Below are 15,052 nucleotides of genomic sequence, written 5' to 3' on the forward strand. Positions count from 1 at the left end.
GTTGAGCGATTGTTGCACTGCGGATCAAGAAACCGCAATGGTTCTCAGGACGGGCTGGTGCTGGGGTTGCCGAATAGTTACAATCCGAATTCAATGAACTCGCTTCTCAGCGGCGAGCGCGTCGACGTGGACGGCCGCTCGATGACCGTCGACGCCGGCCTGCGGATCGTCGCCGACGGGCGGCGCCCCGCCGCCGGCGACGGGGTCGCGCGCTCGCTCGCGAGGCTCGTCGACGACACGGTGGCGCCGGATGCCCCCGAGCGCGCGATCACCGTCGACCAGACGAACACCTCGGTCATCGTCGACGAGCGGCTCATCGTGAAGCTCGTCGGCCGATGGGCCGCCGCCGACCGGGCCGGCGCCCTGCTCGAGCGGCTCGCCGAAGCCCGGTCCGACGACGTCGACCGGCTCGTCGGACGCATCGAGTGGCGACATCCGTCGCTCGGGTCCGCGACGCTCGCGGTCGTCACCGAGTACCTGCCGGGCGCCGAGGACGGCTGGACCTGGGCGGTCGACGACGTCGTCGCGGCGCTCGACGGCGGCCCAGAGCCCGACTGGCCGGCGCTCCTCGGCGGCCGGGTCGCGCGCATCCACGACGTGCTCGGCGCCGACGCCCGCCCGTCGGGCGATGGCGCGGGCGCAGCGCGCAGCGCCCGGGCATCCGACGCGCTGCGCGGGGCGATGCTCGTCGCCCATGGTGACGTCGGGGCGAGACTGCGCAACCGTCGGGCCTCGCTCGACCGCGACATCCGATTGCTCGAGCGCGCCGCCCCCGGCCTCGAGTTCCCCATTCACGGCGACCTGCACGTCGGGCAGGTGCTGCGCTCCCCCACCGCAACCGGCACGCGCTACACCGTGATCGACTTCGACGGCGACCCGCAGCTCGCCGCGAGCGAGCGCGAGCGAGCGGATGCCGCCGCCCGCGACGTGGCGCATCTGCTCGTCTCCCTCGACCTCGTCGCCGCGGTCGCCCAGAAGCAGATGCGTCGCGTGGATCCTCGCGCCTTCGCGTGGGCCGACCGGGCCCGCGCCGCGTTCCTCGACGCGTACCGCACGTCGCTCCGCCGCGGCGAGCTCCTCGACGAGGCGCTGCTGCCCGGATTCGAGGCCGAGCAGCTCGTCGCCGAGCTGCACTACGCCGACCGCTTCCTGCCGAGGTGGGCGTACGCGCCCGACGCGGCGATCACCCACCGCCACCCGTCGACGAACGAGCACCCGGAGGAACCGTGGACACCGCCGCCTTTCGAGCCGACCTCGAGCTGATCCCCGAGACGCTCGACGCGCTCGCCGACGCGCTCGACTCCGGGCTGCCAGGCCTCGACGCGCTGCCGACGCTCGGAGCCGCCCGCGTGCTCGTGCTCGGCATGGGGTCGAGCCGCTACGCCGCCGACGTCGTGGCGCGCCGCTACCGCGCGGTCGGTGCGAACGTCGTCGTCGAGCTCGCGAGCGCCGAACTGCTTCCGCCGCCCGCCCCCGATCTCGCGGTGGTCGCCGTGTCGGCGACTGGCGGCAGCGCGGAGGTGTTGCGCGCGGTGGAGCGGTACCGCGGCACCGGACGGCTCATCGCGGTGACCAACCGGCCCGACTCTGCGCTCGCGCGCCTCGCCGACGTCGTCGTGCCGCTCCTCGCCGGGGTCGAGGCGTCGGGCGTCGCCTGCCGCACGTTCCGGGCGACGTTCCCCGTCGTCGACGCCGTGCTCGGGATGACCACGGGTGCGACGCCGGAGGGTCGCTTCGACGCGACGAAGCTGCGCCGGGCCGCCCATGCCAACGCGCAGCTGCTCGAACGCGCCGCCGGCTGGCTGGAGCCGATGACGAGCCTGCTCGCGGGTCCGGCAGGCACCTGGATCCTCGCGCCCGTCGAACGGCTGTCGAGTGCGCAGCAGTCCGCCCTGATGCTGCGTGAGGTGCCGCGCCGCAGCGCTTTCGCGTCGGAGACCGGCGACTGGTCGCACGTCGACGTCTACCTCACGAAGACCCTCGACTACCGCGCCCTGGTCTGCGCGGGGTCGCCTTGGGATGCGCAGGCGCTCGAGTGGATGCGATCGCGGGGTTCGCGGTACGCCTCGCTCGGAATGGAGCTCGAGGGCTCCGAGCTCGCGATCCGGTACGACCACGACGACGACGAACAGGTCGCCCTGCTCAGCGAGATGCTCGTCGGCGAGCTGGTCGCCGATCGACTCCTGCACGCGTCCCCTGGGTTGCGCGAAACCTGATCGGATAATCATCCGAATTGATTGTTTATGATCGAAACTCGTCTTCTATTGACACTTTCAGTCAGCGATGGCTAGCCTTCGAGGCACCCGGTACCACCTGACCCTCTGAAGCTGAAGGAAGACATCGATGTCCATACGGATACGCCGTGCCCGAACGATCGCCGCGGTCGCAGCCGCTGGCGCGCTCGCGCTGATCGTCGCACCGATCCCCGCGAACGCCGCCGACCCCGCCGACGTTGTCGAGACGACGGACCTGGCCGCGCAGATCGCCGTCATCCCCGCCCCGTCGAGCTTGGACGCCACGGGCGCGGCTCCCGTGTTGCTCGGGTCGGGCACCGTCATCAAGATCCATCCTCTCGATGACGGCGCCGCCGCGGTCGGGGAGAACCTCGCCGAGCTGCTGCGGGATGCCACGGGGTACGCGATCCCGGTCGGGCAACGCGCGGCCGGAGCATCCCAGGGCGCGACGATCGAGTTGTCGACCCGCGGCGACGCCGGGCTCGGCGACGAGGGGTACACGCTCGAGGCGGAGGGCACGCAGGTGTCGGTCGAGGCGCACAGCGCCGAGGGACTCTTCCGTGGTGCGACCACGCTCCGGCAGCTGCTTCCGCCCGAGATCGAATCGGGCGAGGCATCCGACGTCGCCTGGGCGATCCCGTCCGTCAGTATCGGCGACGCGCCCCGCTACGACTACCGCGGTGCGATGCTCGACGTCGGGCGGCGCTTCTACCCCGTCGACGACGTCAAGCGATTCATCGACCAGATGGCCCTGTACAAGTTCAACGCACTGCACATGCACCTCACCGACGACCAGGGTTGGCGACTCACCGTCGACGCCCGTCCCGAGCTGACGCAGATCGGCGCCTCGACGCAGAGCGGGTGGAAGCCCGGAACCGGAGAGCCCTGGTTCTACACGAAGGCCGACTACCAGGAGATCGTCTCCTACGCCGCCGAGCACTTCATCGAGGTCGTGCCCGAGATCGACGGGCCGAGTCACGCGATGGCGGCCAAGGCCTCGATCCCCGAGATCAACTGCGACGGCAAGGCCGTGGCGCCGTATTCCGGCTTCGACGTCGGCCTCCCCACCATCTGCCTCACCCCCGAACGGCGCGACGAGGTCCGCGCCTACCTGCGCGATGTCCTCACCGAAGCCGCGCAGCAGAGCTCGTCGGACATCGTGCACATCGGCGGCGACGAAGTGCCCTCCACCACCCAGGAGCAGATGGACTGGTACGTGCAGACGTCTACCGAGATCCTCGCCGAGCAGGGCAAGCGCGTCATGGGCTGGCATCAGATCGGCGCCTCACCGCTGCCCGCGGGGTCGATCATGCAGTGGTGGGCCGACGCGGGCGACCAGGCGTCGATCGGCACCCCGAACGAGCGCCCCGACGTGCACGAGCTCCGCAACGCGCTCGCCCAGGGCGCGACCGTGGTGGCCTCGCCGGCCGACCGCTCGTACCTCGACATGAAGTATGACGCGAGCGTTCCGTACGGCCTTCGCTGGGCCGGCTACGTCGACCTCGAACGCGCCTACGACTGGGACCCGATCTCGGTGACCTCGAGCCCCGACGGCAGCGTCTCGCTCGCGACCGAGGAGCAGATCGCCGGCGTCGAGGCGGCGCTCTGGGCCGACCGCGCCTACCGGGGCTCCAACTCGCTGCCGACCTCACTCGACCAGTTCATCCCGACCTCGCAGTACGCCGACTTCACGAGCTTCCCGCGCATGCCCGCGATCGCTGAGGTCGGCTGGTCGAGCGCTGACGTGCGCGACTTCGACGACTTCGAACGGCGCATCGTCGAGCACGCCGACCGTTGGGACGAGCTCGGCATCGGGTACTACCACGCACCCGACGTGCCCTGGAAGGAGTAACCGAGCATCCGTTAGATGAGGCGTCGCCGGCTCGGGCCGGCGGCGCCTCATCGGCGTCGCGCTCCGCTCAGTCCAGGTGGAAGACCTCCGGGATCTCCATCCACCACTCGCCGGACGCGCGTTCGGGGAACGGCCGCTGCAGCGGCTCGCACACAGACCACCACTCCTGCGTGACCGGGTCGGCGGCGATCGCCGCCATGTCGGCGTCGAAGTCGTCGCCGACGTACTCCATGTAGGCGAACAGCACCTCGCCGTGTCGGTAGATCGAATAGTTGCGGATGTTGCTGAGCGTCAATCGCTCGAGCACGGCCGGCCACACCGCCGCGTGGAGGCGCTCGTACTCCTCGCGGTTCTCGGCCGGCATCCCGATCACCGAGGCGAGCCGCTTCATGCGCGTGCCCCGGCCGGACGCGCGCGCAAGTGCGTCATCCCGCCGTCCACGTCGAGGGCCGTTCCGGTCGTCGAACCCGACAGCGGGCTTGCGAGGTAGGCGATGGCGGCAGCGACCTCGGCCGGCTCGACCATGCGCCCGGTGGCCTGGCGCGCGTCGAGAGCGGCGCGCTCGGCCACGGGATCAGCGAAGCCCTGCAGCATCCGCTCCACGAACGGAGTCGCCACGGTCGCCGGGCTCACGCAGTTCACGCGGATGCCCTCGCCGACGTGATCGGTCGCCATCGCATACGTCAACGCGAGCACGGCGCCCTTGGACGCCGAGTACAGCGCACGCTGCGGAAGTCCGTTCAGGGCGGCGATCGACGCGAGGTTGACCACGGCAGCGGCATCCGATCGGCGCAGCCAGGGCAGCGCCGCCGCCGTGACCCTGGCCATGCCGACGACGTTGATGTCGAGCACGCGCGCCCATTCGGCGTCGTCGTTCTCCTCGACCGTGCCGACCGCGCTGATGCCGGCGTTGTTCACGACGATGTCGATGCCGCCGAACCGATCGGCGATCGCAGCGACGGCGCCGTCGACCGACGCGCGGTCGGAGACGTCGGCGACGAAGCCGGTCAGCGCGTCGGGGAGGCCGTCGATATTGCGGTCGAGCACGGCGACCGTCGCGCCGCGCGCCGCGAGCGTCTCAGCGGTCGCGAGGCCGATCCCGGATGCCCCTCCGGTGACGACCGCGACGAGGCCGTCGAACTCGCCGGCGCTCATGCCTGCACCATCCGCTGGCTCGCGCGGCCGAGGCCGTCGATCTCGAGCTCGACCGTGTCGCCCTCGCGCAGGTAGGGCGTGCCCGGAAGTCCGAGCGCGACGCCCGCCGGGGTGCCCGTGTTGATGACGTCACCCGGGTGAAGCACCATGAACTGGCTGAGGTACCAGACGACGTGCGCGACCGAGAAGAGCATGTTCGCCGTCGAGCCGTCCTGCCGCGACTCGCCGTTCACCGAGAGCCGAAGTCCGAGCTGCTGCGGGTCGTCGACGTGCTCGGCCGGCACGAGGTCGGGCCCGAACGGGTTGAAGGTCTCGCAGCTCTTGCCCTTGTCCCATTGGCCGCCGCGCTCGAGCTGGAACTCGCGCTCCGACACGTCGTGCGACACCGCGTAGCCCGCCACATGGGCGAGGGCCTCGTCGGGCGACGCGAGGTAGCGGGCGGTCGTGCCGATCACGACGCCGAGCTCGACCTCCCAGTCGGTCTTCGTCGATCCGCGAGGGATGAGCACGTCGTCGAAGGGGCCGACCATGGTCGAGGGGTCCTTCATGAAGACGACGGGCTCGGCGGGCAGCGCCGCTCCGGTCTCCTCGGCGTGGTCGCGGTAGTTGAGCCCGATGCACACGATCTTGCCGGGGCGTGCGATCGGGGCGCCGACGCGCTGCCCGTCACCGTCGAACTCGGGGAGGTCGCCGAGCGCCTCGCGCACCCGGTCGATGCCGCCGTCCGCGAAGAAGGCGGCGTCGAAGTCGAAGGCGACGCCGCGCGCGTCGAGCAGGCGGCCACCGGAGCGCACGACCGGCACCTCGCGGCCCGGCGCGCCCAGCCGCGCGAGAGTGAACAGTTCAGTCATCCGTTGGTCTCCGATTCTGGAAGTGAGTAGAACGAGCGGGCGGTGCCCGCGAGGATGCGGTCGCGGTCGGCGGCGTCGAGTCCGCCGAGCAGTTCGTCGATGCCCGACCACACGCGGGTGTACCCGCCCGCGATGAGCGAGACGGGCCAGTCGCCGCCGTACATCAGCCGGTCGGGGCCGAAGGCGTCGAGCACGTGGTCGAGGATCGGCCGGATGGCGTCGACCGTCCAGGCGGCGGGATCGCCCGTCGCGGCGTACAGTCCCGAGACCTTGCCGCGCACGCGCGGATTGGCGGCGACCTGCGTCATGAGCAACGCCCACGGCTCGTGGTCGGCGAGCCCGATCGGCGGCTTGTTGAGGTGGTCGATGACGATGTCGAGATCGGGATGCCGCTCCGAGATCGCGAGCACGGCCTCGAGGTGCTCGGGTAGCACGCCGACGACGTCGAACGGGACCCCCGCCCGCTCGAGCAGGCCGAGCCCTTCGTCGACGTCGCGGCGCTGCAGCCATCGCGGGTCGGGCCGGTCGTGGATGAGGTTGCGCACGCCGCAGAACGGCGGGCGCTGCACGAGCTCGGCCAGTCGCTCGGCCGCCCGCTCGGGCTCGTGCAGCGGAACGTAGCCGACGATGCCGAGCACGATGGGCTCGGTCGCCGCGACCGCGAACATGTGCTCGGTGTCGTCGTCGTTGTCGGCCGACTGCACGAGCACGGTTCCCGTCACGCCGGCGGCGGCGAACTCGGGCGCGACGTCATCCATGCCGAAGTTCCGGTACAGCACTCCGGCCTCGGGGCCGAGCCAGGAGTACTCGGCCCGGTCGAGGTCCCAGACATGCTGGTGTGCGTCGATGATGCCGCTCATGGGTGTTCCTCCAGAGGGTCGGGGAAAGATCTGATGAATGGGCGGACTTGGTCGGCCTGCTCGCTTAGGCTGTCGCCATGAGCACGATGTCCGCCGCAAGCGAGCCCGCCCGATCGCGATCGAACGTCGTGATCGACGGCATCCGTCAGATGATCATGAGCGGTGAACTGGGCGCCGGTGCGCGGCTGCCGGTCGAGCGCGAACTCGGCGAACGGCTCGGCGTCTCGCGCGGACCCCTGCGTGAGGGCGTGCGCGCGCTCGTCATCCTCGGCGTGCTCGAGACCAGGCAGGGCGACGGCACCTATGTGACCTCGCTCGAGCCGAGCCAGCTGTTCGAGCCGCTCGGCATCCTCGCGGAACTGCAGAGCCCCGAGAACAGCGTGCACCTGCTCGGCGTACGGCGCACGCTCGAACCCGAGGCCGCTGCCCGCGCGGCCCTGCTCATCTCCGACGACGATCTGGCCGAGGCCCGGCGCATCCTCGACCACGGCGAGGGGCTGCTCGCCGACGACGAGATCGACCTCGAGGCGACGATCGACGTCGACACCGCCTTCCACCGTCTCATCGCGAACGCGAGCGGCAACCCGGCCTTCGCCGCGATCATCGAAGCGCTCGTCAGCCGCACCGCGCGCGCCCGCCTGTGGCGAGCGATCCATCAGCGCGGGGCGGTCCAGGACACCCAGCGCGAGCACCGGGCGATCCTCGACGCACTCACGTCGCACGACCCCGAGCGCGCCCGCATCCGCATGGCCGCCCATGTTCTCGGTGTCGAGGAGTTCACGGCGAGTCATCTCGCGCCGGTCGAACCCGACGAGGACTGAGACCTCAGGCATCGCGCACCAGCCCTCGGTCGGAGAGCACGCGCCAGAACTCCTGTGGAATCCGCGCCGCATAGCGCTCGGCCGAGCTCACGACCTGGCCTGCGGTGCGCATGCCGACGACGACCGAGACGACGGCGGGATGCCGCAGCGGATAGGCGATCGCCGCCTCCGGCAGGGTGACACCGAACTCCTCGCAGACGTCGGCGATGGCGTGGACCCTGGCGATCAGTGCCGCGGGGGCGGGACCGTAGTCGTAGAGCGCGTCGGCCGAGGGACGCGGGCGAGCGAGCAGCCCAGAGTTGTACACCGCGGCGGCGACGACGGCGACGCCGCGGTCGACGGCCAGCGGGAGGAGGTCATCGAGCGCCCCCTGCTCGAGCAGGGTGTAGCGACCTGCGAGCATGATCACATCGACGTCGTGCCGGCGCACGAACTCGGCCGGCATCGCCGACTGGTTCATGCCGGCACCCACCGCGCCGACGATGCCCTCGTCACGGAGTTCGATCAGCGCCGGGATCGCCTCGGCATGCGCCTGCGCGCCGTGGTCGTCGGGATCGTGGAGGTAGGCGATGTCGATGCGATCGAGGCCGAGTCGCTCGAGGCTCTCGTCGACCGAGCGGCGGATGCCATCGCGGCTGAGATCCCACTCTCGTCGCATGGTGGCGGGAACCGCGAACCCCTCGTCGTCCATCGCGCCGTCGGGGTAGCCGCTCGGGACGAGGAGACGCCCGACCTTCGTCGAGAGCACGAAGTCGTCACGGGCACGGCCGGCGAGGGCCGCACCGAGGCGTCGCTCGGATAGGCCCAGCCCGTAGTGCGGGGCGGTGTCGAAGTAGCGGATGCCGGCGTCCCACGCCGTCTCGACCGCGGCCTGCGCCTCGTCGTCGGTCGTCGCTCGGAACAGGTTGCCCAGCTGCGCCGCGCCGAATCCGAGTTCGGTCACGGACAGGCCGGGGCGCAGCGTGCGGCTCAGCATCGAGTACCTCCAAGTAGACGGCGTGATGCCTAAAGGTTAGATGACTGAGTGCCAGATTTCCATTTTGCTGCGATAATGGGAGGAATGCGGCTCGATTGATCATCTGAATTTCTCGAATGAATGCCGTTTCGACATCTCGATCTGGAGGCGCAATGCTGACCGCCGCATACACGGGCGACTCGACCATCACGATCGCCGAGGCAGAGCCCGCGCCGCCCCGGCCGGGCGACGTGCAGCTGCGCGTCGCGTACGTGGGACTGTGCGGCACCGACCTGCACATCCTGCACGGCAGCATGGACGCCCGCGTCGAGAACCCACTCGTGTTTGGCCACGAGATGAGCGGCACGATCGCCGCGATCGGCGACGGCGTCGAGGGGTGGAGCGTCGGCGACGCCGTCACCGTCATGCCGCTGGCCTGGGACGGCACCTGCCCGGCCTGCCTGGCTGGAAACTCCCACATCTGCCAGAACCTCGACTTCATCGGCATCGACTCCCCCGGCGCATTGCAGGCGCTCTGGAACGTGCCGGCCGCCACCCTCGTGGCCCTTCCCCCTGAGATCGCGCTCGATGCCGCCGCCCTCGTCGAGCCGGTCGCCGTGGCGGTGCACGACGTGCGACGCTCCGAGCTCATCGCGGGCGAGAAGGCGGTCGTCATCGGCGGCGGTCCCATCGGCGTGCTCATCGCCACGGTGGCCCGGGCGTTCGGTGCCGAAGTCGCAGTGATCGAGCTCGACCCTCGGCGGCGAGCCCAGATCGCGAGTCTCGGGTTCGACACGCTCGACCCGCGCGAGGTCGACCAGGTCGCCTGGGTCGAGGAGTGGACGCACGGTGCGGGAGCCGACGTCGTCTTCGAGGTCTCCGGAGCGGCGGCCGCCGTGCTCGGCGCCACCTCGCTCGCGAAAGTACGCGGCACCATCGTCGTCGTGGCCATCCACCCGACTCCGCGCGAGATCGACCTGCAGCGGGTGTTCTGGCGGGAACTGCGTATCCTCGGCGCACGCGTCTACCAGCGCACCGACTTCGAGCGCGCAGTCGAGCTGATCGCCGACGGCACGATCCCCTCCGAGCTGCTCATCACCGCGATCGTCCCGCTCGCCGAGACCCGCGCCGCCTTCGACGAGCTCGAGGGCGGCCGGGCGATGAAGGTGCTGGTCGACGTGCAGGCAGGGCAGCCCGGGCAGCCCGGGCAGGCCGGGCAGGCCGGGCAGGAGGCGGGCGCATGAGCATCAGCTTCGACCTCACCGGCACGACCGCGGTCGTGACGGGCGCGAAGCGCGGCATCGGCTTCGCCATGGCCGAGGGGCTCGCCGCGGCGGGTGCCGACATCATCGGAGTGAGCGCCACGATCGAGCCGACCGGCAGCGCCATCGCCGCCGCCGTCGAGGACCACGGCCGCTCGTTCGAGGCCCGCGCCGTCGACTTCGCAGACCGTGCGGCCGTCATCGCCCTCGGGGACGAGCTGCGCGAGCGGCAGATCGACATCCTCGTGAACAACGCGGGCACGATCGAGCGTGCACCGGCGGCGGAGCATCCGCTCGAACTGTGGGATCGCGTCGTCGAGGTGAATCTCTCGAGCCAGTTCGTGCTGACCCAGGCGGTCGCCGGCGGGATGCTCGACCGCGGCCGTGGCAAGATCATCTTCACCGCGAGCCTGTTGAGCTTCCAGGGCGGAATCAACGTTCCGGGCTACGCCGCCGCGAAGTCCGGCATCGCGGGTCTCGTGAGGGCCCTCTCGAACGAGTGGACGTCGCGAGGGGTGACGGTGAACGGCATCGCACCCGGCTACATCGCCACCGACAACACCCAGGCGCTGCGCGCCGACCCCGATCGTTCGAAGGCGATCCTCGACCGCATCCCGGCCGGCCGCTGGGGTGACGCCGACGACATCGCCGGCGCGACGGTGTTCCTCGCCTCTCCGGCGGCCGACTACGTCTCGGGCGTGATCCTGCCCGTCGACGGCGGATGGCTCGGACGATGATCCTCGTCGGTCAGCGCTTCGTCCCCGTGATCGTGCTCGATGACGCGCGACAGGCGGCACCGCTCGCCGAAGCGCTGCTTCGCGGCGGCATCGGCTGCGCCGAGATCACGCTCCGCACCGATGCCGGGCTCGCCGCGATCGCCGCCGCGAGCACGATCCCCGATTTCATCGTCGGCGCGGGAACCGTCCTCACCCCCGACGACGTCGACCGCGTCGTCGACGCCGGGGCGCGTTTCGTGGTGAGCCCTGGGCTCGCCGAGGACGTCGTCGAGCGATCCATCGCGGTCGGGGTCGAGGTCATCCCGGGTGTCGCGACCGCCACCGAGATGCAGCGGGCGCTGCGGCTCGGCCTGTCGCGGCTCAAGCTCTTCCCCGCCGGCCCGCTCGGCGGCGTGGCGACGATGAACGCGCTCGCCGGCCCCTTCCCCGACGTCCGTTTCCTCCCGAGTGGCGGGGTGACGGCCGACAACGCCGGCGAGTACCTGGCCTCCCCATCGGTGTTCGCGGTGAGCGGCAGCTGGATGGCGACCCGCGAACTCATCGCGGCCGGCGACTTCGACGCGATCGAGCGGTTGAGCCGCGCGTGCGTCGCGCTGGAGGCGTCATGACCTCTGCGGTGCTGACGATCGGCGAGGGGCTCGGCGTGCTGCGGACCCGCGGCATCGGCACCCTCGCGCTCGAGCGCGAGCTCACGGTCGGCACCGGCGGGGCCGAGGGCAACGTCGCGATCGGTCTCGCGCGGCTCGGCGTGCCCGTCACGTGGCTCGGCCGCGTCGGCGACGACGGCCTCGGAGAACGCGTCGCGCGGGAGTTGCGCGCCGAGGGGGTGAGCGTCATCGCCCCGGTCGACCCGGGAGCGCCCACGGGCCTGCTGCTCAAGGAGACACCCTCCGCCGGCCGCTCGGTCGTGACGTACCACCGCTCGGGGAGTGCGGGCAGTCGGCTCTCTCCCGACGACCTCACCCCCGTCGACTTCCACGCCTTCTCCCTCCTCCATGTGACCGGCATCACCCCGGCGCTCTCCGCTTCGGCGCGCGCATGCGTCGACCTCGCGATCGACCGAGCCCGCGAGGCCGGCACCGCCGTGTCGTTCGACGTCAACCACCGCTCCCGCCTGTGGTCCGCCGGTGCGGCCGTCGACGTCTACCGCGAAATCGCCCGGCGCAGCGACATCGTGTTCGCGGGCGCCGACGAGGCCGCCCTCCTCACGGGCCTGCCAGACGACTACGCACCCGCCCTCGCCAGGTCGATCGCCGCGCTCGGACCCGCCGAGGTCGTCGTCAAGCTCGGCGAGGGCGGAGCGCTCGCCCTGCTCGACGGTCGAATGTCGTCGCGCGCGGCGATCCCCACCGCCGTCGTCGACACGGTCGGAGCGGGCGATGCGTTCGTCGCCGGCTATCTGGCCGAGCGGCTGCGCGGTGTCCCGGTCGAGGCTCGGCTCGAGCTGGGCGTGCGTACAGGGGCGGCGGCATGCGCGCATCCCGGCGATTGGGAGGGCTTCCCGACCCGGCGCGACCTCGATCGGGACGCCGGGTCGGACCCGGTCAGCCGCTGACCGCCAGCCGAGCGCTGGTCAGCGGAGCACTGGTCAGCGGAGCGCTGGTCAGCGGATCACTCGTCAGTCGAGCACGAGCCGTCCGTCGATGCGGCGCGGGATGCCCGAGTACGAATCGCGCAGCTCGGGGGGAAGCTGCGCCTCTGGGGCATCCTGGTAGGCGAGCGGACGCAGGAACCGCCGGATCGCGCTGACGCCGACCGAGGTGTGCTGCGAGTTCGTCGCCGGCCACGGTCCGCCGTGGTGCTGCGCCCACGACACCCGCACGCCCGTGGGGTACCCGTCGAAGACGATGCGTCCGACGCGCGGCGCGAGTTCGCGCACCATCCCGGCGACGGCGGCCGCCTCATTCGGCTCGCTGTGCACCGTCGCCGTGAGCGAGTCGGGTACGGCATCGAGCGCGCTCACGATCTGCGCGTCGTCGCCGTAGCGGGCGACGACGATGAGCGGGCCGAACGCCTCCTCAGTGACCTCGGCGGTGACCTGCGCCGCCGTCGTGGCGAGCACGGTCGGGGCGGCCGCGAATCCGTCGACGCCGTCCGACCCGCGTGCGAGAACCGAGACCGTTCCGGTCGCGACCAGGCGGTCGCGGATCTCGTCGAACGAATTCGCGATGCGCTCGTTGAGGAGCACGGATGCCCCGGCCTCGGCTGCCCGCGACGCGATGCGCTCGACGATCGCGTCACCGTCGGCGCCGTCGGGCACGAAGGCGATGCCGGGCTTGGTGCAGAACTGTCCGCTGCCGAGGGTGAAGGAGCCGTACAGGCCGTCGGCGATCTCGGCAGCACGCGCCTCTGCGGCGCCGCGCGTGACGATCAGCGGGTTGAGGCTCGAGAGCTCCCCGTAGAAGGGGATCGGCTCGGGGCGGGCGTTGATGATGTCGAGCAGTGCCTGTCCTCCACCGAGCGACCCGGTGAACCCCACGGCCCGCACGAGCGGGTGCGCGACGAGCACACGGCCGGCCTCGGTGCCGTAGACGATCCCGACGAGGCCGTCGGGAGCGCCGTACTCGGCCGCCGCTGCGGTGATCACGGCATGGGACAGGGCCGACGTCTCGAGGTGCGAGGAGTGCGCCTTGAGGACGACGGCGTTTCCTCCCGCGAGCGCCGACGCCGTGTCGCCGCCCGCGACCGAGAACGCGAAGGGGAAGTTGCTCGATCCGAACACCACGACCGGTCCGATGGGGACGAGCAGGCGGCGGATGTCGGGGGCGGCTCCGAGCGGCGTCTGCCCGGCATGGTCGATCGTCGCCTCGAGATAGCCGCCGTCGCGGAGCGCTTCGGCGAACAGGCGGAACTGGAAGGAACTGCGTCCCACCTCGCCCTCGAGGCGACCGGCGCCGAGCCCGGTCTCGCGGTCGGCGACGGCGACGAGGTCGGCGCGGTTGGCGTCGAGGGCGTCGGCGATGGCGTCGAGCAGCCCGGCGCGCCAGAGCCGGTCGTGCGTCGACGCCGCCTCGAACGCCGCCTGGGCGGCCCGAACCACGGCATCAGCCTGTTCGACCGGGGTCGCCTCGAGGTCGGTGGCGATGGCCGCGCCGGTGCGTGGGTCGGTACTCGTGAGCATGGGTTCTCCGGGGGTCAGCGCAGCAGGCCGCGCGCGGTCAGTGAACGGTACAGAGCGTCGATCCCGAAGGCCCAGGGCTCGGCGTCCGCGGTCGAGCGCACCCGATTGACGAGTGCGCCGAGCCGTGGTTCGGCGATCGACACGAGGTCGCCGTCGTGGTGCGTGAACCCGCGCCCGGGGACATCACGATCGTCGACCGGTGCGAACATCGTGCCGAGGTAGAGCACGAAGCCGTCGGGGTACTGGTGATGCGGGCCGACGACCTGCGCAACGAGATCGGCGGGGTCGCGGCTGATGCGTGCGAGCTCGCTCACCCCGTCGAGCCGGTAGCCGTCGTCGCCGACGATCGAGAGCCGCACGACCGAGGCGCGCACGGCGTCGAGGTCGTAACCGTCGTCGAACAGGCGGATGAAGGGCCCGACCGAGGCCGACGCGTTGTTGTCCTTCGCCTTGCCGAGCAGCAGGGCGCTGCGCCCCTCGACGTCGCGCAGGTTGACGTCGTTGCCGAGGCTCGCGCCGACGATCCGGCCGTCCGAGGCGACCACGAGCACGACCTCGGGCTCGGGGTTGTTCCACTGCGAGGCCGGGTGCACGCCGACGTCGACGCACGCGCCCACGGTGGCGAGCACGGGCGCCTTCGTGAACACCTCGGCGTCGGGCCCGATGCCCACCTCGAGGTACTGGCTCCACCACCCGCGTTCGATGAGCATCGCCTTGAGGGCCATGGCCTCATCGGAGCCGGGTCGCAGGGTGTCGAGCGACCCGCCGATCGTCTCGAGGATCTCGATGCGGATCGCCATGGCCGCATCCTGGTCGCCACGGGCGCGTTCCTCGATGACCCGTTCGAGCATGGAGACGGGGAAGGTGACCCCGGCGGCCTTCACGACGTGCAGGTCGATCGGCGAGAGCAGCCATGGGCGCTGGGCGTCGCGCGTCTCTGGCGGCGTGTTCGCGACGAGCGCGTCGACGGAGCCGACGACTCTGCCGTGCGTCGTCGCCGCAGCCGCAGCCGCAGCGGGATCGGCGGACTCCGTGAGGGCGCGCATCGTCGGGAACACGGTCGAGACGTCGACGACGTCGGCGCCCCGCAGCACGACGACGCTCGGACCCGAGACGTCGGGCACCCACGCCCGCCCGACCAGCGTCGCCGACTCCGCGTCGTCGGGAAGGATCTCCGATGCGTTCGGCCAGGTCATACTGCTCC

Annotated in this window: 15 protein-coding genes; 8 read left to right on the plus strand and 7 right to left on the minus strand. The window is 71.3% G+C overall.

Annotated elements, in window-relative coordinates; genetic code table 11:
- Nucleotides 1-93 precede the first annotated feature (93 nt).
- From LQ757_RS14070 to LQ757_RS14080, 3 genes are all read left to right on the plus strand, one after another.
- Entirely contained in the window at nucleotides 94-1,263 is a 1,170-nt protein-coding gene (locus LQ757_RS14070) for a hypothetical protein (RefSeq protein WP_231047873.1), read from the plus strand.
- Nucleotides 1,227-2,216, plus strand: a complete 990-nt coding sequence (locus LQ757_RS14075) for an SIS domain-containing protein (protein ID WP_231047874.1) — start codon at nucleotides 1,227-1,229, stop codon at nucleotides 2,214-2,216. The genes LQ757_RS14070 and LQ757_RS14075 overlap by 37 nt, the downstream gene beginning before the upstream one ends.
- Nucleotides 2,217-2,343: 127 nt before the next feature.
- A complete protein-coding gene (locus LQ757_RS14080; RefSeq protein WP_231047875.1) occupies nucleotides 2,344-4,086 on the plus strand; it encodes a beta-N-acetylhexosaminidase in 1,743 nt (580 codons plus the stop codon).
- A gap of 67 nt (nucleotides 4,087-4,153) precedes the next feature.
- On the opposite strand, the gene LQ757_RS14085 is transcribed toward LQ757_RS14080, so the two are convergent.
- Genes LQ757_RS14085 through LQ757_RS14100 form a run of 4 tightly spaced genes read right to left on the minus strand, consistent with a single transcriptional unit; the run spans nucleotide 4,154 to nucleotide 6,952 of the window.
- Entirely contained in the window at nucleotides 4,154-4,477 is a 324-nt protein-coding gene (locus tag LQ757_RS14085) for an L-rhamnose mutarotase (protein WP_231047876.1), read from the minus strand.
- Nucleotides 4,474-5,241 carry an SDR family NAD(P)-dependent oxidoreductase gene (locus tag LQ757_RS14090; protein WP_231047877.1) on the minus strand — a complete coding sequence of 256 codons (768 nt, stop codon included), beginning with the start codon at nucleotides 5,239-5,241 and terminating at the stop codon, nucleotides 4,474-4,476. Before LQ757_RS14090 ends, LQ757_RS14085 begins: the two co-directional genes overlap by 4 nt.
- Nucleotides 5,238-6,092 (minus strand): fumarylacetoacetate hydrolase family protein, encoded by an 855-nt coding sequence (locus LQ757_RS14095; protein WP_231047878.1) that lies wholly within the window; start codon nucleotides 6,090-6,092, stop codon nucleotides 5,238-5,240. Before LQ757_RS14095 ends, LQ757_RS14090 begins: the two co-directional genes overlap by 4 nt.
- Nucleotides 6,089-6,952, minus strand: a complete 864-nt coding sequence (locus tag LQ757_RS14100; RefSeq protein ID WP_231047879.1) for an amidohydrolase family protein — start codon at nucleotides 6,950-6,952, stop codon at nucleotides 6,089-6,091. The genes LQ757_RS14095 and LQ757_RS14100 overlap by 4 nt, the downstream gene beginning before the upstream one ends.
- 77 nt (nucleotides 6,953-7,029) lie before the next feature.
- Between LQ757_RS14100 and LQ757_RS14105 the strand changes: the two genes are divergently transcribed.
- Nucleotides 7,030-7,773, plus strand: coding sequence for a FadR/GntR family transcriptional regulator (locus tag LQ757_RS14105; RefSeq protein ID WP_231047880.1), 744 nt, complete (start codon nucleotides 7,030-7,032; stop codon nucleotides 7,771-7,773).
- A 4-nt stretch (nucleotides 7,774-7,777) separates the two neighbouring features.
- Here LQ757_RS14105 and LQ757_RS14110 read toward each other — a convergent pair whose 3' ends face one another.
- Nucleotides 7,778-8,749: an aldo/keto reductase gene (locus LQ757_RS14110; protein WP_231047881.1), complete on the minus strand. Its 972-nt coding sequence runs from the start codon at nucleotides 8,747-8,749 to the stop codon at nucleotides 7,778-7,780.
- Nucleotides 8,750-8,901: 152 nt separating this feature from the next.
- Here LQ757_RS14110 and LQ757_RS14115 point away from each other — a divergent pair, with 152 nt between their 5' ends.
- From LQ757_RS14115 to LQ757_RS14130, 4 genes are read left to right on the plus strand one after another with little or no spacing between them, the layout of a single operon-like run.
- Nucleotides 8,902-9,972, plus strand: coding sequence for a zinc-dependent alcohol dehydrogenase (locus LQ757_RS14115; RefSeq protein WP_231047882.1), 1,071 nt, complete (start codon nucleotides 8,902-8,904; stop codon nucleotides 9,970-9,972).
- Nucleotides 9,969-10,727, plus strand: coding sequence for an SDR family oxidoreductase (locus LQ757_RS14120; protein ID WP_231047883.1), 759 nt, complete (start codon nucleotides 9,969-9,971; stop codon nucleotides 10,725-10,727). Before LQ757_RS14115 ends, LQ757_RS14120 begins: the two co-directional genes overlap by 4 nt.
- Nucleotides 10,724-11,335 (plus strand): bifunctional 4-hydroxy-2-oxoglutarate aldolase/2-dehydro-3-deoxy-phosphogluconate aldolase, encoded by a 612-nt coding sequence (locus tag LQ757_RS14125; RefSeq protein ID WP_231047884.1) that lies wholly within the window; start codon nucleotides 10,724-10,726, stop codon nucleotides 11,333-11,335. Before LQ757_RS14120 ends, LQ757_RS14125 begins: the two co-directional genes overlap by 4 nt.
- The gene (locus LQ757_RS14130; protein ID WP_231047885.1) at nucleotides 11,332-12,282 is read left to right on the plus strand and encodes a sugar kinase; all 951 of its coding nucleotides are present in this window, start codon (nucleotides 11,332-11,334) and stop codon (nucleotides 12,280-12,282) included. Before LQ757_RS14125 ends, LQ757_RS14130 begins: the two co-directional genes overlap by 4 nt.
- 63 nt (nucleotides 12,283-12,345) lie before the next feature.
- Here LQ757_RS14130 and LQ757_RS14135 read toward each other — a convergent pair whose 3' ends face one another.
- Together LQ757_RS14135 and LQ757_RS14140 are read right to left on the minus strand one after the other, a co-directional pair.
- Nucleotides 12,346-13,848, minus strand: a complete 1,503-nt coding sequence (locus LQ757_RS14135; RefSeq protein WP_231047886.1) for an aldehyde dehydrogenase (NADP(+)) — start codon at nucleotides 13,846-13,848, stop codon at nucleotides 12,346-12,348.
- Nucleotides 13,849-13,862: 14 nt separating this feature from the next.
- On the minus strand, nucleotides 13,863-15,044 hold the full coding sequence (locus LQ757_RS14140) for a fumarylacetoacetate hydrolase family protein (protein ID WP_231047887.1): 1,182 nt from the start codon (nucleotides 15,042-15,044) through the stop codon (nucleotides 13,863-13,865).
- Nucleotides 15,045-15,052 lie beyond the last annotated feature (8 nt).

This window comes from Agromyces cavernae (assembly GCF_021044935.1).
Lineage (GTDB): Bacteria > Actinomycetota > Actinomycetes > Actinomycetales > Microbacteriaceae > Agromyces > Agromyces cavernae.